Raw genomic sequence first — 19,403 nt, forward strand, 5'->3', positions numbered from 1 at the left:
TGCAGCAATATTTGTTTTATTTCAAGAGATTAGTGCGGCCGCTGCTACTGGTTGCCAAAAAGGGGTGATTAGGGTTAGAATGCCCGTTTTGTGTTTTGAGGGAAAAGTTATCATAAAGTATTTGCCAAGGGAATAGAGATATGAGCAACCATGAACCGGACAAGATCATCTACTCGATGATCAAGGTAAGCAAGTTTTACGACAAACAGCCAATTCTCAAGGATATCAGCCTCTCTTATTTTTATGGGGCCAAAATCGGGGTCATCGGCATGAACGGCTCCGGTAAATCCTCGCTGCTGCGCATTCTGGCCGGCGAGGATAAGGAGTTCAACGGTGAGACCCATATCTCGCCGGGGTATACGGTGGGTTATCTGGCGCAGGAGCCGCAACTGGACGGCAATCTAACCGTGCGCCAGGTGGTGGAGCAGGGGGTTCAGGAAACGGTGGACCTGGTCAACGAGTTCAACGAGATCAATATGAAGTTCGCCGAACCCATGGATGACGACGCCATGGACAAACTGATCGCCCGCCAGGCCGCGGTACAGGAGAAGCTCGATGCCCTCAATGCCTGGGATCTTGACTCTCGCCTGGAGATGGCCATGGACGCCCTGCGCTGCCCGCCCGGCGATACCACCATCAACGTGCTTTCCGGCGGGGAAAAACGCCGGGTTGCATTGTGCCGCCTGCTCTTGCAGCAGCCGGACATCCTGCTGCTGGACGAGCCCACCAACCATCTCGATGCCGAAACGGTGGCCTGGCTGGAGCATCACCTGCAGCGTTACGCCGGTACCATCATCGCGGTGACCCATGACCGCTATTTTCTGGACAATGTCGCCGGCTGGATTTTGGAGCTGGACCGGGGCCATGGTATTCCCTGGAAGGGCAACTACTCCTCCTGGCTGGAGCAGAAGCAAAAACGCCTGGCCCAGGAGGAAAAACAGGAAAGCGACCGCCGGAAGACCCTGGCCCGCGAGTTGGAGTGGATCAGGATGACCCCCAAAGGTCGCCACGCCAAGGCCAAGGCCCGGATCAACGCCTACGAACAACTGCTGGGCCAGGAGGGGGAAAAACGGGGCCGGGAGTTGGAAATCTACATCCCCCCCGGCCCCCGCCTGGGGAAAACGGTAATCGAGGCCGAGGGGCTGAGCAAATCATTCGGCGAGCGACTGCTTTTTGACAACCTCTCCTTTTCCCTGCCCCCCGGCGGCATTGTCGGGGTGATCGGCCCCAACGGGGCCGGCAAGACCACCCTTTTCAAGCTGATCAACGGCCAGGAGACCCCCGATGCCGGCACCATCAAGGTGGGGGAGTCGGTGCAGCTGGCCAGTGTCGACCAGCACCGCGATGCCCTGAACCCCGAGGATACCATCTGGCAGGCCATTTCCGAGGGCCAGGAGACCATCACCCTGGGCAACCGCGAGGTCAACTCCCGGGCTTACGTGGCCAGGTTCAATTTCTCCGGCAGTGAGCAGCAACGCAAGGTGGGGATGATGTCCGGCGGCCAGCGCAACCGGGTCCACCTGGCCCGGATGCTTAAAAGTGGGGCCAACGTCATCCTGCTGGACGAGCCCACCAACGATCTCGACGTCAACACCCTGCGGGCCCTCGAAGAGGCCCTGGAGAACTTTGCCGGTTGCGCGGTGGTGATCAGCCATGACCGCTGGTTTCTTGATCGGATCGCTACCCACATGCTGGCCTTCGAAGGTGATTCCCAGGTGGTCTGGTTCGATGGCAATTACTCGGAGTATGAAGAAGATCGCCGGCGGCGCTTGGGGGCCGATGCCGACCAGCCCCATCGCATCAAGTATCGCCATTTAACCCGGGCCTGAACGGATGGCCCTGGCCGAAAAGTTTAAAATGGCCTGGCGCGCCCTGCTGGGCCGTAGTCCCGTTGCCTTCGATGCCGAAGAGCGGTTGCGGGACAGTGAAGGGCGCCTCTCTGCGATTTTGCAGAGCATCGGAGCCGGGGTTATCGCCACCGACCAGCAGGGGCGGGTGGCCTTTCTCAACCCGGTGGCCGAAAGGTTGACCGGCTGGGATCTGGTGGACGCCCTGAACCGGCCGGTGATGGAGGTGCTGAATCTGGTCGACGAGGCCAGCGGGCGGCCGCTTACAGCTCCCCTGCAGCGGGTGCAGGAAGATGGTGAGATCATCGACTGCAGCGGTGAGCTGGTGCTGCGTTCCCGCCAGGGAAAGAACTACCCGGTCTCCTGCACGGTGGCGCCCATTGCCAGTTTCTCCGGGATCATCGGCTGTGTCTTTGTCTTTCGCGATACCATTCGCGAAAGGGAGATTCAGCGCAACCTGCTTAGTGCCAAGGAGGAAGCCGAGCGGGCCTCCCAGGCCAAGAGTGAATTTCTGGCCAGCATGAGCCACGAAATTCGGACTCCCCTGACCACTATTCTGGGCATGGCCGATCTGCTGGACAAAACCCCGCTGGGCGCCGAGCAGCGACAGTATGTGTGGGCCTCCCGGGCCGCCGGTGAAAACCTGCTGGATCTGATCAACGGTATTCTCGATCTCTCTAAAATCGAGGCCGGCAAGCTGGAAATTGAGGTGATGGAGTTCGATCTCGATCACCTGCTGCGTCAGACCTGCGAAATTATGGCCCTGCGGGCGCATCAGAAAGGGCTGGAATTTACCTGCCGCCTCTCCTGGCAAGGTTCCTGCCTGGTGCTTGGCGATGCCACTCGGATAAGGCAGATCCTGGTCAACCTGATTGGTAACGCCATCAAGTTCACCGAGCGGGGCAAAGTGACGGTGGAGGCGGTGCGTTGGCCGGCCGAGGAGTCGGCGGAGAATACCTGGTTCGGTTTTGTGGTTAGTGATACCGGGATCGGTATCCCGCCGGACAAGCAGGAGATGGTGTTTGAAGATTTTGCCCAGGTGGACTCTTCCACCAGCCGCCGCTATGGCGGAACCGGTCTGGGGCTGGCCATTTCCCGCAAGCTGGTGCAGATGATGGGCGGCACTATCCGGCTGGCCAGCCGGGAAGGGGAGGGCAGCCGTTTCACGGTGGAAATACCCCTGCCCTGGCGTGGCGCAATTCTTGGTGCGTCAGGCAAAACCAGCCAGGAAGGAGCCCTGCCGGCCGCCGGTCTGCCGACGGCCGGCGCGGCTACGCGGCGGCTGCTGCTGGCCGAGGATGCCCCGGAGAATCGCCTGCTGTTCAAGGCTTACCTTAAAGGTACTCCCTACCTGCTGGACCTCGCCGTTAATGGCGAGGAGGCGGTGGTAAAATTTAAGCAAGGCCACTATGACCTGGTCCTGTTGGATATCCAGATGCCCGGCATGGACGGCTACGCCGCCGCTCGGGCCATGCGGGCCTGGGAGGCCGAACAGGGGCGGGAAGCTATTCCCATTGTGGCTTTAACGGCTCACGCCTTCCGGGATGATATCCGCAAAAGCCGGGAGGCCGGTTGTGACGGTCATATGGTCAAACCCATCAAGATGGATGATTTTCTCAGAACGATCCGCACCTACATCGGTGCTGCCGAAACGGCCACCGGGGACCAGCCCGAGATTGGCCAGCTTGATGATTTGCTGGCCGACTTGGTGCCGGGCTATCTGGCCCGGGTGAGAAATGACCTGACCCAGATGCGCAAGGCCCTGTCCCGCCGGGACTACTCTAAAGTGTGCCATCTGGCCCACACCATCAAGGGCACCGGGGGCGGTTACGGTTTCAACCGCCTCAGTGAACTGGGGGCGGCGATGGAAGAGGCGGCCGGTGGGGAAGATGGCGAAAAAATAAACTTTTATCTAGAGGAATTAAACCTTTACCTTGACAAGGTGGAGGTGCTTCATGGTATAAAGGAATAATTCTTAATAGTATCAGTTTAAATTGATAAATGTTGGGCTGCGGATCAGGTATTGGCATGGGCACCAATTCTATCTTAATTGTTGATGATGCACTGGAGAGTCGCCTGATTCTGCGCCGGATGCTGGGTGCCAACGGCTATGACAAGATCCATGAAGCCGACGGGGCTGCGGCCACATTTACCTTTTTTGGCCTGGATGCCGAAGGGGTGGGAGTTCCCCGGGACAACCTGGATCTTGATCTTATTCTGCTGGATATCGTCATGCCCGACATTGACGGGATCGAGCTTTGTCGCCGTTTAAAGTCCCACGAGCAGTTGCGGGATATCCCGGTGATCATGGTGACGGCGGACAATACCGACGACAGCCTGCGCACCGTTTTCGATCTGGGGGTGGCGGATTATATCCAGAAACCGGTCAAGCAGGTGGAGTTGTGCGCCCGGGTGAAAGCGGCCCTGCGGCTCAAGCGGGAGATGGATCGCCGCCGGGATTTGACCAATGCCCTGGAAGAGGCCAATCGCCGCCTGCAGCGGATGGCCCTGGTGGACGGCCTGACCGGTATTGCCAATCGTCGCAACTTCGATGACTTCCTGGATCGGGAATGGCGCCGCTGCCAGCGGGATGGTCAGCCCATTGCCATTTGTCTTTTTGATATCGACTATTTCAAATTGTACAATGATTCATTCGGTCATCTGCAGGGTGACGAAGTCCTCAAGCAGGTGGCCACCGCCCTGCAGCAGGTGGCCAGCCGGCCGGGCGATCTGGTGGCCCGTTTCGGCGGCGAGGAGTTTGTCTTTGTGCTTTCCGGCTCCGACCAGGAAGGCGCGCAACTGGTGGTGCAGCGGGCCATCGAGAAGATTCGGGAGCTGGCCGTTCTCCACCCCCAGTCGCCGGTTAACGAGCACCTCACCGTTTCCTGCGGGATTTCCGCGGTTCGGCCCCATCCCGGCCTCTATCCCAATCTGCTGCTGGACTGCGCCGATAAGGCCCTGTACGAAGCCAAGCAGATTCGCAACAACCAGGTGGTAACCCTGCTGCCCCCGGGACCGGAGGATCAGGCTCCCCGCAAGTGAATTGATGCAAAGTTCGGCCAATGGGTTATATTGCCGGTCATGAAGATCACCTTGTCGGCCCTTGCCATCGCCCCCGTCCCCGTTTCTGCTCCCGGTGCCTTGCCGGTTGTTGCTTGACCATGTCGCCGATCATCGATTTTCATACCCACGCCTTTCCCGACCAGGTGGCGGTACGGGCCATCCCGGCCCTGGAGGCGGAGGTGGCAGGGGAGGTGAAGGCCTGTCATGACGGTCGGCTCTCATCCCTGCTGGCCAAGATGGACGAGGCCGGGATCGCGCAAAGCGTACTCTGCTCCATTGCCACCCGCCCGGCCCAGTTCGTCCCCATCCTGGAATGGTCGCAAAGTATCGCCTCGGAGCGGATCATCCCCTTTCCCTCCGTCCATCCCGCCGATCCCGAGGCGGTGAACCGGATTTCCCAAATCCGGGCGGCGGGTTTTGCCGGGATCAAGATGCACCCCTACTACCAGCAGTTCACCCTTGATGAAGAGCGGATGTGGCCTATTTATGAACGGATCGCCGCCGAGGGGTTGATCCTGGTGATGCATACCGGCTTTGATATCGCCTTTCCCCGCGACCCCATCGCCAGCCCGGCGCGGATTATCCGGGTGGTGGAACGCTGCCCGGAGTTGAAATTCATCGCCACCCACCTGGGGGCCTGGGAACAGTGGGAGGAGGTGGAGGCAAGCCTGGCCGGCCGGCCCATCTACATGGATCTCTCCTACGTGCTGCACCTCTTGCCCGCCGCCGACGCTCGCCGCATCATCCTGGCCCACCCCGCCGACTACCTCCTGTTTGGCACCGACTCCCCCTGGGCCGATCAGAAAAAGGTCATTAAAGAGCTCAAGAACTTGGGCCTGCCGGCGGCGCTGGAAGAAAAAATTTTCTGGCAAAACGCCGCCCGCCTGCTCCCCGCCACGCTGCTCAAGTAGTCTCCACCCTAACCAACTTGGTGCGCCCCGACGAGCCGGCCTTGATCTCGACGTCCGCCTTGCGGCAACGGAAATGGTCGGCCACCAGGGCGATAAGCTCCCGGTTGGCCCGGCCCTCCACCGGGGGCGACTTCAACCTGGCCAGCCAGCTGCCGTCGGCCTCTTGAGTCAGCGATGAGCTTTGCGACCTGGGTTTCACTTTAATTTGAAGAATCATGGTCATTAACTTTACCCGGCAGCCTGGTAATTGTGCAGCAGTGCCGCAGATTCGGGCAAGCAGCCGGGCGCCGCGTACCCCGGTACGCAAGCCCGTCTGCTTGCCCGAAGATGTGGTGCTGCTGCACGATTACACCGGTTTCAGGCGCAGGGCCAGCAGTAGCCCCAGGATGGTGCAGAGCCCGGCCATCAGGAAGCTGCCGCCGAAGCTGCCGGTTTTTTCCGCCATGATCCCGGCCATGGCCGGGCCGGCGATCTGGCCGATGGCAAAGATGAAGGTGACCAGGCCGAAGATGCGGGCCGCTTGCTGCGGCCCGGCGTAATCGCCCACCATGGCGGCGATGATGGAGGGAATGGACCAGGCCACCAGGCCGAATAGACAGACTGAAAGCAATAGCAGGGCCGGCGGCGGGCCGGCGGCCACCAGCAGGTAAGCGGTGGTCTGGATGGCAAAGACCAGGGCCAGGGTCTTTTTGCGGCCGATGCGGTCGGACATGGTGCCGAACACCGGCCCGGAAAGCAGGCTCAGCACCCCCACCACGGCCCAGAAATAACCGGCGGTGGTGGGGGCGAAACCGTGCTCGTTAATCAGGGTGGTGACGATGAAGGTGGTGTAAATTACGTAAGTATAGCCAAACAGGAAGTAGATGGCGCCCAGGTGGGCGATGATTTTAGGGGTGATCCGGTTGCTCTCGTCGCCTGGCCTGGGCAGGCCGTCGGCCCCGGTCTGTTCGCCGTAGGGGCGCAACCCTTTCTCCTGCGGGGAATTACGCATGATCGCCAGGCAAAGCAGGGCGATGGCCAGAACGAGCAACCCCAGCACCTGCCAGCTCAGCCGCCAGCCCAACTCAGGGCCCGCCAGCCGGTTGATCTGGGGGATCAGCCAGCCGGAAAGTAAAATGGCAAAGCCGCTGCCGATCACCACGAAGCCGGTGGCCCGGCCACGCTGGCGGCGGTGGAACCAGTGCGAGATCAGCCCCATGACCGGCACGTTGGCCGCCCCGCTGCCCATGCCGCAGAGCATGTAAAGCAGCAGAATGATGGCCAGCGAGTTGCTGAAGCCGATCAGGATCATGGTCAGCCCGATCAGGGTCAGGGCCAGGGTGATCAGCAGGCGATAGCCCAGCCGGTCGGCCAGGGCACCGCAGAAGAGCACGGCGGCCAGGTAGCCCACGAAGTTCATGGTGCCCACCAGCCCCATCTGGCTGTAGCTCAAGTCCAGGCCCTGGCCCATGCCGGGCAGGATCATCCCCAGGGCAAAGCGGGCCAGGCCCAGGCAGGCAAACACGCAAAAGGTGCCCGCCAGGACGATATACCAGCCATAATGGATCAATTACTTCTACTTTTGCTGGGCGGCAGCCAGGGCGGCGGCGAAACCAGCGGCGGCGCGGCTGATCACCTCATCTTCCACACAGAAAGCCAGGCGGAAGTAGCCCGGCATCCCGAAGCCCCGCCCCGGGACGGCCAGAATCTTCTCTTCGGCCAGCAGCCCCACGAACTCGGCATCATCGGCCAGGGGTGACTTGGGAAAGAGGTAAAAGGCGCCTTTGGGCGGCACGAACTGGTAGCCGGCCTCCCGCAGTACCTTGCAAAACAGCTCCCGCCGCCGGGTGTAAATTTCGGTGTCCACCGTTACCCCCTGCAGTTCGGCCACCACCCGCTGCATCAGGGCCGGGGCATTGACAAAGCCCAAAATACGGTTGGCCAGGGTCATGGCCCCCATCAGCGGCCCCTTATCGGCAATTTCCGGGTGCACGGCGATGTAGCCGATGCGCTCGCCGGGCAGGGAGAGATCCTTGGAGTAAGAGGAAACCACCAGGCTGTGGCGATAAGCCTGGAAGATGCTGGGCACCTCATGGTCGTCGAAGACGATCTTGCGGTAGGGTTCGTCGGCGATCAGGTAAATGGGCTGCCCGGCTTCCTCCAGGACGGTGGCCAGTCGGGCCAGCTCGTCGGCGCTGTAAATCTGGCCGGTGGGGTTGTTGGGGCTGTTGATGATGATGGCCTTGGTTTTCGGACCGATGGCCGCTTCGATGGCGGCGATATCCAGGCTGAAGTCCTCCCGGGTGTTGACCACCTTGGCGGTGCCGCCGTGGTTGTCGACGTAGAAGTTGTACTCCACGAAGAAAGGCGCCAGGATGATCACCTCATCGCCCGGGTCCAGCAGGGCCTTCAAAATAACATTGAGGCCACCGGCGGCCCCCACGGTCATCAGGATTTCCTCCTCGCCCAGGGTCATGCCCTGTTCGTTGCCGATTTGTGCGGCCAGGGCGGCCCGCACGAAAGGATAACCGCCGTTGGGCATGTAGCTGTGACGACCGGGCCCGGCTTCGGCCGCCACTTTTTGCAGGGTGGTGGCAAATTGCGCCGGGGGAGGCAGATCCGGGTTGCCCAGGCTGAAATCAAAGACGTTGTCGGCGCCGTGGATGCTCTTGAGTTTGGCGCCTTCCTCGAACATCTTGCGAATCCAGGAAGAACGCTCGGCAAAGGCGATCATTTTCTGCGAAATAGCCATGTGGGTAATCCTCTATTGAGTTAGCGGTTGAATATAAACCCTGGTACAAGCTTGTAACCGTCGGGCAGTGCCCCGGATTGCGGCAAGCAGCCCGGCGCCGCGTACACCAGTACGCAAGCGGGGCTGATCGCCCGAAGATGCGGTGCTGCTGAACGCTTACCGCAAGGCGGGGTGCTGCCCGACGGTTACAGTTGGCGTTTGTCGATGATTCTCTGGGCCTTGCCCTCGGAGCGTTCCAGGCTCTTTTCTTCCACCAGGCGCACGTTTACCCCGATACCCAGTTCCGAGGCCAGCCGGTTTTTGATGGTGTCGATGACCTCCCGCTGCTTGCGCATCTCATCGAAAAAGATGGCCTCGGTCACCTCCACCAGCACGGTGATCTTGTCCACCCGGCCTTCCCGCTCCACCACGATCTGGTAGTGGGGCTTGGTACCCTCGACTTCAAAGAGCACGTTTTCAATCTGCGAGGGGTAGACATTGACCCCCTTGACAATCAGCATGTCGTCGGTGCGGCCGGTGATCCGTTCCATGCGGCGCAGGGTGCGGCCGCAGGGGCAGGGCTCTTCGATGAGCCGGGTCAAATCGCGGGTGCGGTAGCGGATCAGGGGAAAGGCTTCCTTGGTGAGGGTGGTGATCACCAGCTCCCCGATCTCGCCCGGGGCCACCGGCTCCAGGGTGTCGGGGTTGATGATCTCGACCAGGAAGTGGTCTTCGTTGATGTGCAGGCCGCTACGCTCCTGACATTCGCCGGCCACCCCCGGACCCATGATCTCGGACAGGCCGTAGTTGTCGGTGGCGATGATGTTGAGCTTGCTTTCAATCTCCCGGCGCATGGCCTCGCTCCAGGGTTCGGCCCCGAACATCCCGTATTTGAGCGAGAAGGCGTTGAGCGGCAGCCCCAGCTCCTCGATGGTGTCGGCCAGCAGCAGGGCGTAGCTGGGGGTGCAGATCAGGGCGGTGGTGCGGAAATCCTGCATGATCCGGAGCTGCCGCCGGGTGTTGCCGCTGGAGATGGGAATTACCGAAGCACCCACCAGTTCGGCCCCGTAGTGCAGGCCGAAACCGCCGGTGAAAAGCCCGTAGCCGAAGGCGATCTGGACCACGTCGTCCTTACCCACCCCGGCGGCGGTGAGCACCCGGGCGGTGAGACTGGACCAGGTTTTGATGTCGTTGCCGGTATAACCCACCACCGTGGCCTGGCCGGTGGTGCCGGAAGATGAATGCACCCGGACCACGTCGCGCAAAGGTACGGCGAACAGCCCGTAGGGGTAATTATCCCGCAGGTCCTGCTTGACGGTAAAAGGCAGGGAGCGCAGTTCATCCAGGGAGCGGAAACCGTCGGGGTCGATTTTCAGTTCCTTGAACTTTTGGCGGTAGAACGGCACATGGGTGGCCACCCGAAACAGGGTGGCCTGCAGCCGCTCAAGCTGCAATTGCTCCAGTTCATCCCGCTTCATGCACTCCTTGGCTTCATTCCAGTACATGCCTTGTCCTCGCATAATGACTTGTTTCTTCGGTATCCAAGCGGTGCCCGTATGGGGGTTGGTCGCCTGCCGGGTGGTGCTCATTCTCGGCGGGCATCCTGCCCGCCTCCGAGGCGGCCGGGGCCTCCGGGCGTCCATGCCCTCCCGGCCCCGGCCGAACCCGCACCACCCGGCAGGCGACCAACCCCGGAACCCACGACAGGAAATTGCCCTGGTTATACACTTCATGCGGGGCAGTCGTAAAACGTTCGGCAGTGCCGTAGATTCGAGCAAGCAGCACCGGCGATTATAGCAGCGCTATATTGCCGGTGCTGATCGCTCGAAGATGCGGTGCTGCCGGGCGTTTTACGACTGCCCCAGGTCGCGGCCCAGATAAGCTCTCTGCACGTCGCGGTTGGCCAGCAGGGCCTCGGCCGGGCCTTCCAGGATAATCTTGCCGGTTTCCAGCACATACCCGCGGTCGGCGATTTTCAGGGCCGCCTTGGCGTTCTGTTCGATGAGCAGCACCGTGTTGCCGTTTTCCCGCATCCTGGTAATGATCTCAAAAATATTTTTAACAATCAAGGGGGCCAGGCCGGTGGAGGGTTCATCGAGCATGATCAGTGAGGGTTGAGCCATTAAAGCCCGGCCCATGGCCAGCATTTGCTGCTCACCCCCTGAGAGGGTGCCGGCCAGCTGTTCCCGGCGCTCTTGTAACACCGGGAAGAGCTGATAAATGTTGTCCAATTCCTGCATAAAGGCCCGGTTGCCCTTTTTGTGCTGGATGTAGCCGCCCATCACCAGATTTTCCTGGACCGTCATGGTGACAAACACCTGGCGGCCTTCCGGCACTAAAGAGCAGCCCATGGCCACAATCTTTTCCGGTTTTTCACGGCTGATCTCACGATCCTGGAGCAGAATTTCGCCGGCGCTGGCCCGTACCAGGCCGGTAATGGTGGAAAGCAGGGTGGTCTTGCCGGCACCGTTGGCGCCGATCAGGGTGACGATTTCGCCCGGGTTGACATGCAGCGAGATTCTTTTCAGTACCCGCAGTTTACCGTAGCCGGCTTCCAGGTTGCGGACCTTAAGCATCGTCGTCGGCCTCCCCCAGGTAAATCTTGATCACTTCCTGGTCCTGCTGAATGGCCGCCGGTTCATCTTCGGCGATCTTGCGGCCAAAGGAGAGCACCACGATTTCATGGGATATCTCCATCACCAGCGACATGTCATGTTCCACCAGCAGTACGGTAATCCCCTGCTGGTTGATCTTGCTGATCAGTCGGCCCACCTCGGCGGTTTCATAGATATTGAGCCCGGCGGCGGGCTCGTCCAGCAGCAGCAGTTTGGGCTCAAGGGCCAGGGCCCGGGCCATTTCCACCGTCCGCTGCTGGCCGAAAGAAAGGCTGGTGGCCTCGGTGTCGGCCAGGTGGCCGACCTCCAGCATCTCCAGCAGGCTCATGCAGTAATCGCGGATCTCGCGCTCTTCCTTTCTGGTGCCGGGCAGGTTCAGCATGCCGGCGATGAAACCGGCGGAGCTGCGGACATGGCGGCCGATCATCACGTTTTCCAGCGCCGTCATGCCGTGGTAGAGCTTGATGTTCTGGTAGGTGCGACTAATCCCCTGTTCTGCGATCTGGTAGGGCTTGCTGCCGGTAATGGTCTTACCCTCGAAGCTGACCTGGCCGGAGGTAACCGGCAGGGAACCGGCGATCAGGTTGAAGAGGGTGGTCTTGCCGGCGCCGTTGGGGCCGATCACCGCCTTGATAATCCCCGGCTCCACCGCGAAACTCACCTCGCTGACCGCGTGCAGGCCGCCGAAGCGTTTACAGAGGTTGTCTATTTCAAGCAGTGCCATCTTCTTCTTTCCGGCCTGGCTTGCTCAGTCGGCCCTTGAGGGACGCCGGCAGCAGGAGATCCTTAAGTTGATTAAACAGGCTGAGTCGCAGCAGACCCTGGGGGGCAAAAAGCATGATGGTGATCAGGATCAGCCCGAACACCGCTTCGTCGTAGGTGCCGAACATGCCCCGCAGCGACATGAAGTTCAGGCCCACCCCCATGGTCAGCGCTCCCCACAGGTTGGCCATGCCGCCCACCGCGACAATGGCCACGTAACGTACCGACTGCATTACCCCGGCCTCGCTGGGGCCGATGCCGGAGCTGTAATGGGTCATGAAGACTCCGGCCAGGGCGGCCAGAACGGCGCTGAGGATAAAGGTGCGCAGTTTGTAGCTGGCGGTGTTGATCCCCATGGCGTTGGCCGCTTCCTCCGAGCCATGGATGGCCCGCAGCCCCCGGCCCACCCGGGAGTTAATCAGGTTGAGCAGCAGGAACATGGTGATGGCCACCAGTACCCAGGCGATATAGTAGTTGCTGACCCGGCTGCCGAAATCGCCGCTGATGCTCAGCCCGGCCAGCAGGGGAAAGGCCGGGACCTCGAAGATCCCGTCGGCCTCCCCGAAGATCGGGCTGGCCAGTGCCACCCGGTAAATGATGATGCCGAAACCCAGGGTGGCCATGGCCAGGTAGTGGCCCTTGAGCTTGAGCACCGGCACCCCGATGAGGTAGGCGATAATCATGGTGGCGGCCAGGGCCAGGGCGGCGGCGGCCCAGGGGTGAAAGTGGATGATCTCGCCCCCGAAGTAGTCCGCCCGGCTCATCAGCAACCCCAGCCGGTCGCTGACCACCAGCAGCGGGTGGTCCAGGTGCAAACTGAAATCGCGGGTGGTAAGCACCGCCGAGGTGTAACCGCCGATGGCAAAGAAACCGGCATGACCCAGGGAAATCTGCCCGGCGTAACCCAGCAGCAGACACAGGCCGATGATCAGCAGCGAGTAATAGCCGGTCATGGTGAGCTGGGTCAGGTAAAACTGGGTGTCCGTCCACAGGGTAAGCTGTTGGATCAGGACCACGGTGGCCAGCAGCAGGCTGATGGGTAACAGATGCTTCATGGCCTTAAAACTCCTTTAACCCGGCCGCGTCCTTGCGCCCGAACAGCCCGTGGGGCCGGATAAAGATGATCAGAAGCAGGATGGTGATGGCAATAACGTCCTGGTACGCCAGCGGCACCACGGTGACGCTGAAGGCCTCCAGCAGCCCCAGCAGCAAACCGGCGGCCACCGCCGCCATACTGTTGCCCAGCCCCCCCAGGATGGCCACGGTAAAGCCCTTGATGGCCAGGCCGGTGCCGATGTCGTACTCGGTGTAAGTGACCGGGCTCATCACCGCCCCGGCCAGGGCGCCGATGCCGGCCGAGAGCATGAAGGAGAAAGTGACCATGTTCTTGGCACTGATCCCGCACAGGGTGGCGGCGGTGCGGTTGGCGGCGCAGGCCCGCATCATCTGGCCGTGCATGGTATAGCGGAAAAAGAGGCTCAGGGCGATCACGATGATGGTGCAGACCCCGATGATCCACAGCACTTGGGGCGAGATCCGGGCTCCCAGAATCTGGATGGTGGTGATTTCGTCGCCCAGGAAATAGGGCAGCGCCCGCACGCTCTCGCCCCAGATATGGAGTGCGATTTCCCGGATCAGGATCGACACCCCGATGGTGATGATGATCATCCTGATTACCGAGGGGCTTTTCAACCAGCGGATAAAGGAGACCTCCACCAGGGCGCCCACCATCATGGTAATCAGCACCGCCCCGGCAATGGCCAGGGGCAGAGGGAAAAAGGCGTTCAGCGAAATGGAGATCATCCCGCCCAGCATCACGAACTCACCCTGGGCGAAATTGATAATCCCGGTGGTGTTGTAGATGATATTGAAGCCGATGGCCACGATGGCATAGATGATGCCATAGGTGATGCCGGCAAAGAAGTATTGAATAAAGAGTTCGACGGTCATGTTTGGTGGTTGGTACCCTGGTGGCCGGTGGCGATGAAAATAGCGGCGGCGAATAGTGCCGGGGCAGGCACAAAGCCGCCGCTGCCGGAGGGAATCAAGACTTCCGGCAGCGGCGCTTTTGCTATCCGGTTGATTTATTGTTCGAGTTTAACGAACTGGCCGTCTTTTACCGTCAGCATGGAAAAGGCGTCGATATCCAGGCCGTTGTGGTCGGTGGCCGAAAAGTTGAAAATCCCGCCGGTACCGACAAAACCCTGCATGTTTTCAATGGCGTCGCGGACCGCCTCGCGGTCGGTGCCGGCCTCTTCGATGGCCCGCACCAGGATATGAAAGGCGTCGTAGGCGTGGCCGCCGAAGGTGGAAACCGGCTCGTTGAAGCGGGCTTCGTAATTTTCCTGGTAGGTGACCAGCACCTCTTTTTGCGGGTGATCTGCAGGCAAGACGTCGGCCACCAGCAGGCGCCCGGCGGGGAAGATAATCCCTTCGGCGGCGCGGCCGGCAGCCTCGACGTAGCGGATATTGCCAAAACCGTGGCTCTGGAAGAGGGGAACCTCCCAGCCGGCCTGGCGCATGTTGCGGGCCAGGATGGCCTGGGCCGGCACGATGGACCAGTTGACCACCGCTTCCACTTCGCGGTTGGACATCAGCCGGGTGACCAGGGCCGAAAGATCGGTGGCGCGGCTGTCATAAACCTCGTTTTCCAGAATTTCAATGCCGTAATCCGGGGCGATCTGGGCGATCTGATTGCGGCCGGCCTGGCCGAAGCCGGTGTTACCGCTGACCACCGCGATCTTGCTGATGCCCATGTCGTTCATGGTCTTGAAGATCTGCATGGCGGCAAAGCGATCGTTCTGGGGGGTTTTGAAAACATAACGGGCCAGCGGGTTGACGATGGCCTCGGCGGCGGCCAGCGAGATCAGGATGGTGCGGCCGCCCTCGGCGATCTGCTTGATGCGCATGGTCTCGCCGCTGGTGGAGGGGCCGATGATGGCAAAGACCCGCTGCTCCTCAATGAGCTGGCGGGTAAAAGACATCGCCCGCTCGGGGCTGCCGGCGGAGTCGCGAATGATCAGCTCAACCTTCTTGCCGTTGATGCCGCCCTGTTCGTTGAGCTCCTCGGCCAGCATCTCCAGGGTCCGGGCCTCGGGGGCGCCCAGAAAGGAGGCGCCGCCGGTAACCGCCAGGATGGCGCCGATCTTGATGGTTTCGGCCACCGCCGCAACCGCACTGAAGCCCAGCATGGCCAGGGCGATGATGGTGGTCAGCAGCAATTTTTTCATAACTTTCCCTCCGTTGTTTAATGTTGAAGCGCTCTAAAGCTTGTGAACCTCTTCGTCGGACAGCAGTTTGCAACCGTTCTCCTGCAGTACCCGGCAGGCCTTGTCCGGGTCGTCGAAGCGGAACAGCAGCAGCCCGGTTTCCCCGCTGTGCTGGGTGAAGGCGTACATGTATTCGACGTTGAGCTGGGCCTGCTGCACCACTTTCAAAATCGAGTCCAGGCTGCCCGGCTGATCGGGTACCGCCACCGCCACTACCTCGGTGATGCCGACGGTAAAGTTATCTTCTTTCAGCGCTTTAGCCGCCTGGTCGGTATCGCTGACCACCAGCCGCAGGATGCCGAAATCGGCGGTGTCGGCCAGCGACAGGGCCCGGATGTTGATGCCGTGCTTGGCCAGGGTGGCGGTGATATCGGCCAGCCGGCCGGACTTGTTCTCCAAAAAGATGGTGATCTGGCGAATTTTCATTCCACAGTCCTCCCGGCTTAAATTTTTCTTTGATCAATCACCCTTTGCGCCTTGCCTTCGCTGCGCTGGATGCTTTTGGGTTCCACCAGGCTGACCTTGCAACTGATCCCCAGCAGGTCCTTGATGTTGCCCTGCAGCTTCTTCTGCAGGTTTTCCAGTTCCTTGACCCGGTCGGAGAAGATCGCCTCGCTGACCTCCACCTGCACCTCGATGTTATCCAGCGAACCCTGGCGGGTAACGATGATCTGGTAGTGGGGCTCCACCCCTTCGATGGCCATGATAACCTCTTCGATCTGCGAGGGGAAGACGTTGACCCCGCGAATGATCATCATGTCGTCGGTACGGCCGGTGACCTTGGGCATGCGGTGGAAGCTGCGGCCGCAGGTGCAGACATCGGGGATCAGTCGGGAGATATCCTTGGTGCGATAACGGATCACCGGGAAGGCTTCCTTGGTCAGGGTGGTAAAGACCAGTTCCCCTTCCTCGCCCACCGGCAGCGGCTCGAAGGTGTCACGATGGACGATTTCCGGCAGGAAATGATCTTCCATGATGTGCAGCCCCCGCTGCTCTTCCCGGCATTCGGCGGCCACTCCCGGGCCGATGATCTCCGACAGGCCGTAAATGTCGATGGCCTTGATCTTCAGCCGGCTTTCAATTTCCGCCCGCATGGCCTCGCTCCAGGGTTCGGCCCCGAAGACCCCCACCCGCAGCTTGAGATCCGCCGGGTCAACCCCCATGGCGGCCATGGTGTCGGCGATGTTCAACGCATAGGAGGGGGTGGAGAGCAGCACCGTGGTGCCGAAATCCTGCATGATCTGGATCTGGCGCTTGGTGTTGCCGCCGGAGATGGGGATCACCGCGCAGCCCAGGTTTTCCGCCCCGTAGTGGGCGCCCAGGCCCCCGGTGAACAGCCCGTAGCCGTAAGCGTTTTGTACGATATCCCGGTGGCTGACCCCGGCGGCGGCCAGGGTCCGGCTCATCAGTTCGGCCCAGAGGCCCAGGTCGCGCTTGGTGTAACCCACCACCGTGGGTTTGCCGGTGGTGCCGGAGGAGGCGTGGATGCGGACAATCCGCTCCATGGGTACGGTGAAAAGGCCAAAAGGGTAATTCTGCCGCAGGTCTTCCTTGGTGGTGAAGGGCAAGCGCTTAATGTCGGTCAGCGAGCGGATATCGCCCGGGGAAACCCCCGCCTGGTCCATCTTTTGGCGATAGTAGGGCACGGTGGCATAAACCCGGGCCACGGTGTTCTGCAGCCGTCTGAGCTGGATGGTTTCCAGCTCTTCCCGGGGCATGGTTTCGGCTTGCTCGTTCCAGATCATGGCAACTTCTCCACTGGCTGCTTATTTTTTTTATTTTTTTTAATCTTTTTCAATCGCCGCCCGCCCGGCCTTGAAGGCCTGCAGGTTGACCTCCTGGATCCTGGCCGGCAGCCGGGTGGCGATTACCTCATGGAAGGCCTCGGCCGGTAAAGGCAGGAAGGTGGACAGGGCCCCCACCAGGACCACGTTGGCGGCCTTGATGTTGCCCAATTCCTTGGCGATGGCATAAGCGTCCACCGGGATCACGGCAATGCCTTGCCTGGTAAGGGCGTCCAGGCAGTTGTCCGGGTAGGTCGCCTTGCCGGTGGCCACCGAGGGGGGCATGATCCGCTGGGTGTTGACGATTACCTTGCTGTTCCGGTTCAGGTAGGGCAGGTAACGGGCCGCTTCCATGGTTTCAAAGGCCAACTGAAAATCCACCGTCCCCGGCTCAATCAGCGGCGAATAGACCCTGGTCTGGTCGAAACGTAGATGGGCCTCCACCGAGCCGCCCCGCTGGGCCATGCCGTGTACTTCGCTTTTTTTGAGGTCGAAACCGGCGTTAATCAGTGCATACGCCGTCATCTCGCTGGCCAGCAGAATCCCCTGGCCGCCCACCCCGACAAAATGGATATTACCCTGGTTCATCGGCTCACCTCCTCTTTGCTGATGGCTTCGAACTTGCACAGCTCATAGCACTGGCCGCAACCGATGCACATATCTTCGTTGATCAGGGCGTAACCCTTTTGCTTTTCCTTCTTGCCCATGGCTTTGGCCTCTTCCGGGGTCAGCGGCTGCCAGTTAATGGCCGGGCAACCCAGCCGCAGGCACATGGTGCAACCGGTGCAGTTTTCGGTCACGCTGTGGAAGGGCTTTTTGGGCCGCTTCTTTTCGTCCACGGTGAGCACGCAGGGGAAACGGGTGATCACCACCGAAACCTCAGGCCGGGCGATCTCTTCTTTCAGCACCTGGTAGGTGGCCTCGATCTCGTGGGGGTTGACGGTGCGCACATGCTTGACCCCCACCGCCCGGCAGAGCTCGGGAAAATCGATGGTGGGGGACGGATCGTAGTTGATGGTGGTGCCCGAGGCCGGGTTGGGCTGCTGGCCGGTCATGCCGGTGATCCGGTTGTCTAGGATGATAATGGTGGAGCAGCCCTTGTTGTAGACCGAGTTGATCAGGCCGTTGAGGCCGGTGTGGAGAAAGGTGGAATCACCGATCACCGCCACTACCTTCCCTTGGGCCTCTTCGCCCAGAGCCTTGTCCATGCCGTGGGCCATGCCGACGCTGGCGCCCATGCAAACGCAGGCGTCCATGGCCGACAGGGGCGGCAGAAAGCCCAAGGTGTAGCAGCCGATATCGCCGGAAACAAAGACCTTGAGGCGGTTCAAGTTATAAAACAGCCCCCGGTGGGGGCAGCCGGGGCACATGTTGGGCGGCCGCGGCGGCAGTTCAACAGGTTCGAACAAATCGGCCGGGGCCTGGCCGGTTATGGCCCGGCGGACCACACTGGGGGTCAATTCGCCGATGGCGGGAATCACTTCCTTGCCGATGCAGGCAATCCCCATGGCCTTGATCCGGGTTTCCAGGAAGGGGTCGAGATCTTCCACCACGTAAAGCTTTTCCACCCGGGCGGCAAAGTCGCGAATCAGTTGCTCCGGCAGCGGGTAGACCAGGCCCAGCTTGAGCACCGTGGCCTCGGGAAAGGCTTCCTTAACGTAGAGGTAAGAGGTGCCGGCGGCGATAAAGCCGATCTTGTTGTCTCCCGGCTCGATGCGATTCAGTTCGCTGGTTTCCGCCAGCTCCCGCAGGCGCTGCTGGCGCTTTTCCACCTCCACCCGCCGGTTGCGGGCGTTGGCCGGCAGCATCACCAGCTTGGCGGGCAGAAGTTCGATACCGGGGGTCAGGGCGGAGCTTTCCACCTGACCGGAGGTGACGATACCCTTAACATGGGATACCCGGGTGCAACTGCGGAGCAGCACCGGGGTGTCGTATTCCTCGCTGAGATGGTAGGCGATTTTTAAAAAATCCTTGGCCTCGCCCGGGTCGGCGGGCTCCAGCATGGGCAGCTTGGCGGCATAAGCGTAGTTACGGCTGTCCTGCTCATTCTGCGAGCTGTACATGGAGGGATCGTCGGCCACCACAATGACCAGCCCGCCGCGCACCCCGGTGTAGGAGGCGGTAAAAAGCGGATCGGCGGCCACGTTGAGGCCCACGTGCTTCATGGTGGCTAACGCCCGGACGCCGGCAAAAGAAGCGCCGATGGCCACTTCCAGTCCCACCTTTTCATTGGGGGCCCACTCGGTGTAGATCTCCGAATAGTTGACGACGTTTTCCAGAATTTCCGTGGAGGGGGTGCCGGGGTAGCCGGAGGCCACTTTCACCGAGGCCTCATGGGCCCCCAGGGCCAGGGCCTCGTTGCCTGAAAGCCAGAGTTTCTCCGGGGCGGATGGTTGCGAGGTCAAGGTTTTTTCCTCAAGTCTGATAACAAGTTTGTCTTTA

At 60.9% G+C, this 19,403-nt stretch carries 17 protein-coding genes; 4 read left to right on the forward strand and 13 right to left on the reverse strand.

Annotated elements, in window-relative coordinates; all coding sequences use genetic code 11:
• The first annotated feature begins 140 nt into the window (after positions 1-140).
• The 4 genes from ettA (at position 141) to DAAHT2_RS00515 (ending at position 5,821) form a co-directional block, all read left to right on the forward strand.
• Positions 141-1,829, forward strand: coding sequence for an energy-dependent translational throttle protein EttA (gene ettA / locus DAAHT2_RS00500; RefSeq protein ID WP_013162337.1), 1,689 nt, complete (start codon positions 141-143; stop codon positions 1,827-1,829).
• A gap of 4 nt (positions 1,830-1,833) precedes the next feature.
• Positions 1,834-3,819, forward strand: coding sequence for an ATP-binding protein (locus DAAHT2_RS13600; RefSeq protein ID WP_013162338.1), 1,986 nt, complete (start codon positions 1,834-1,836; stop codon positions 3,817-3,819).
• 56 nt (positions 3,820-3,875) lie between these two features.
• Entirely contained in the window at positions 3,876-4,889 is a 1,014-nt protein-coding gene (locus DAAHT2_RS00510; protein ID WP_013162339.1) for a diguanylate cyclase domain-containing protein, read from the forward strand.
• A 119-nt stretch (positions 4,890-5,008) separates the two neighbouring features.
• The gene (locus DAAHT2_RS00515) at positions 5,009-5,821 is read left to right on the forward strand and encodes an amidohydrolase family protein (protein WP_041718747.1); all 813 of its coding nucleotides are present in this window, start codon (positions 5,009-5,011) and stop codon (positions 5,819-5,821) included.
• On the opposite strand, the gene DAAHT2_RS00520 is transcribed toward DAAHT2_RS00515, so the two are convergent.
• The 13 genes from DAAHT2_RS00520 to iorA all read right to left on the reverse strand — a co-directional run bounded on the left by DAAHT2_RS00520 (position 5,814) and on the right by iorA (position 19,366).
• The gene (locus tag DAAHT2_RS00520; protein ID WP_218915025.1) at positions 5,814-6,038 is read right to left on the reverse strand and encodes a DUF167 domain-containing protein; all 225 of its coding nucleotides are present in this window, start codon (positions 6,036-6,038) and stop codon (positions 5,814-5,816) included. The genes DAAHT2_RS00515 and DAAHT2_RS00520 overlap by 8 nt on opposite strands.
• Positions 6,039-6,167: 129 nt before the next feature.
• Entirely contained in the window at positions 6,168-7,370 is a 1,203-nt protein-coding gene (locus DAAHT2_RS00525; RefSeq protein WP_013162342.1) for an MFS transporter, read from the reverse strand.
• A 6-nt stretch (positions 7,371-7,376) separates the two neighbouring features.
• Entirely contained in the window at positions 7,377-8,552 is a 1,176-nt protein-coding gene (locus DAAHT2_RS00530) for a pyridoxal phosphate-dependent aminotransferase (RefSeq protein WP_013162343.1), read from the reverse strand.
• Positions 8,553-8,737: 185 nt separating this feature from the next.
• Entirely contained in the window at positions 8,738-10,036 is a 1,299-nt protein-coding gene (locus tag DAAHT2_RS00535) for a phenylacetate--CoA ligase family protein (protein ID WP_013162344.1), read from the reverse strand.
• 345 nt (positions 10,037-10,381) lie between these two features.
• Positions 10,382-11,107 (reverse strand): ABC transporter ATP-binding protein, encoded by a 726-nt coding sequence (locus DAAHT2_RS00540; protein WP_013162345.1) that lies wholly within the window; start codon positions 11,105-11,107, stop codon positions 10,382-10,384.
• Positions 11,100-11,870, reverse strand: a complete 771-nt coding sequence (locus DAAHT2_RS00545; protein WP_013162346.1) for an ABC transporter ATP-binding protein — start codon at positions 11,868-11,870, stop codon at positions 11,100-11,102. The genes DAAHT2_RS00540 and DAAHT2_RS00545 overlap by 8 nt, the downstream gene beginning before the upstream one ends.
• Positions 11,857-12,963, reverse strand: a complete 1,107-nt coding sequence (locus DAAHT2_RS00550) for a branched-chain amino acid ABC transporter permease (protein WP_013162347.1) — start codon at positions 12,961-12,963, stop codon at positions 11,857-11,859. Before DAAHT2_RS00550 ends, DAAHT2_RS00545 begins: the two co-directional genes overlap by 14 nt.
• A gap of 4 nt (positions 12,964-12,967) precedes the next feature.
• Positions 12,968-13,858 (reverse strand): branched-chain amino acid ABC transporter permease, encoded by an 891-nt coding sequence (locus tag DAAHT2_RS00555; protein ID WP_013162348.1) that lies wholly within the window; start codon positions 13,856-13,858, stop codon positions 12,968-12,970.
• A 134-nt stretch (positions 13,859-13,992) separates the two neighbouring features.
• Entirely contained in the window at positions 13,993-15,138 is a 1,146-nt protein-coding gene (locus tag DAAHT2_RS00560) for an ABC transporter substrate-binding protein (protein ID WP_013162349.1), read from the reverse strand.
• Positions 15,139-15,171: 33 nt separating this feature from the next.
• A complete protein-coding gene (locus tag DAAHT2_RS00565; protein ID WP_013162350.1) occupies positions 15,172-15,603 on the reverse strand; it encodes an ACT domain-containing protein in 432 nt (143 codons plus the stop codon).
• 17 nt (positions 15,604-15,620) lie between these two features.
• Positions 15,621-16,922: a phenylacetate--CoA ligase family protein gene (locus DAAHT2_RS00570; protein WP_013162351.1), complete on the reverse strand. Its 1,302-nt coding sequence runs from the start codon at positions 16,920-16,922 to the stop codon at positions 15,621-15,623.
• 39 nt (positions 16,923-16,961) lie between these two features.
• Positions 16,962-17,549 carry an indolepyruvate oxidoreductase subunit beta gene (locus tag DAAHT2_RS00575; RefSeq protein ID WP_013162352.1) on the reverse strand — a complete coding sequence of 196 codons (588 nt, stop codon included), beginning with the start codon at positions 17,547-17,549 and terminating at the stop codon, positions 16,962-16,964.
• Entirely contained in the window at positions 17,546-19,366 is a 1,821-nt protein-coding gene (iorA, locus tag DAAHT2_RS00580; protein ID WP_013162353.1) for an indolepyruvate ferredoxin oxidoreductase subunit alpha, read from the reverse strand. The genes DAAHT2_RS00575 and iorA overlap by 4 nt, the downstream gene beginning before the upstream one ends.
• Between the last annotated feature and the right edge of the window lie 37 nt (positions 19,367-19,403).

It is taken from the genome of Desulfurivibrio alkaliphilus AHT 2 (assembly GCF_000092205.1).
Taxonomy (GTDB): Bacteria; Desulfobacterota; Desulfobulbia; order Desulfobulbales; family Desulfurivibrionaceae; genus Desulfurivibrio; species Desulfurivibrio alkaliphilus.

Excerpts from the sequence above, each read along its gene's own strand:
- DAAHT2_RS00565 (WP_013162350.1), bottom strand. The coding sequence starts at position 15,603 with ATGAAAATTCGCCAGATCACCATCTTTTTGGAGAACAAGTCCGGCCGG.
- DAAHT2_RS00530 (WP_013162343.1), bottom strand. The coding sequence starts at position 8,552 with ATGGCTATTTCGCAGAAAATGATCGCCTTTGCCGAGCGTTCTTCCTGG.
- DAAHT2_RS00515 (WP_041718747.1), top strand. The coding sequence starts at position 5,009 with ATGTCGCCGATCATCGATTTTCATACCCACGCCTTTCCCGACCAGGTG.
- DAAHT2_RS00555 (WP_013162348.1), bottom strand. The coding sequence starts at position 13,858 with ATGACCGTCGAACTCTTTATTCAATACTTCTTTGCCGGCATCACCTAT.
- ettA (WP_013162337.1), top strand. The coding sequence starts at position 141 with ATGAGCAACCATGAACCGGACAAGATCATCTACTCGATGATCAAGGTA.
- DAAHT2_RS00535 (WP_013162344.1), bottom strand. The coding sequence starts at position 10,036 with ATGTACTGGAATGAAGCCAAGGAGTGCATGAAGCGGGATGAACTGGAG.
- DAAHT2_RS00510 (WP_013162339.1), top strand. The coding sequence starts at position 3,876 with ATGGGCACCAATTCTATCTTAATTGTTGATGATGCACTGGAGAGTCGC.
- DAAHT2_RS00550 (WP_013162347.1), bottom strand. The coding sequence starts at position 12,963 with ATGAAGCATCTGTTACCCATCAGCCTGCTGCTGGCCACCGTGGTCCTG.
- DAAHT2_RS00575 (WP_013162352.1), bottom strand. The coding sequence starts at position 17,549 with ATGAACCAGGGTAATATCCATTTTGTCGGGGTGGGCGGCCAGGGGATT.
- DAAHT2_RS00570 (WP_013162351.1), bottom strand. The coding sequence starts at position 16,922 with ATGATCTGGAACGAGCAAGCCGAAACCATGCCCCGGGAAGAGCTGGAA.
- DAAHT2_RS00540 (WP_013162345.1), bottom strand. The coding sequence starts at position 11,107 with ATGCTTAAGGTCCGCAACCTGGAAGCCGGCTACGGTAAACTGCGGGTA.
- DAAHT2_RS00560 (WP_013162349.1), bottom strand. The coding sequence starts at position 15,138 with ATGAAAAAATTGCTGCTGACCACCATCATCGCCCTGGCCATGCTGGGC.
- DAAHT2_RS00545 (WP_013162346.1), bottom strand. The coding sequence starts at position 11,870 with ATGGCACTGCTTGAAATAGACAACCTCTGTAAACGCTTCGGCGGCCTG.
- DAAHT2_RS00520 (WP_218915025.1), bottom strand. The coding sequence starts at position 6,038 with ATGATTCTTCAAATTAAAGTGAAACCCAGGTCGCAAAGCTCATCGCTG.
- DAAHT2_RS13600 (WP_013162338.1), top strand. The coding sequence starts at position 1,834 with ATGGCCCTGGCCGAAAAGTTTAAAATGGCCTGGCGCGCCCTGCTGGGC.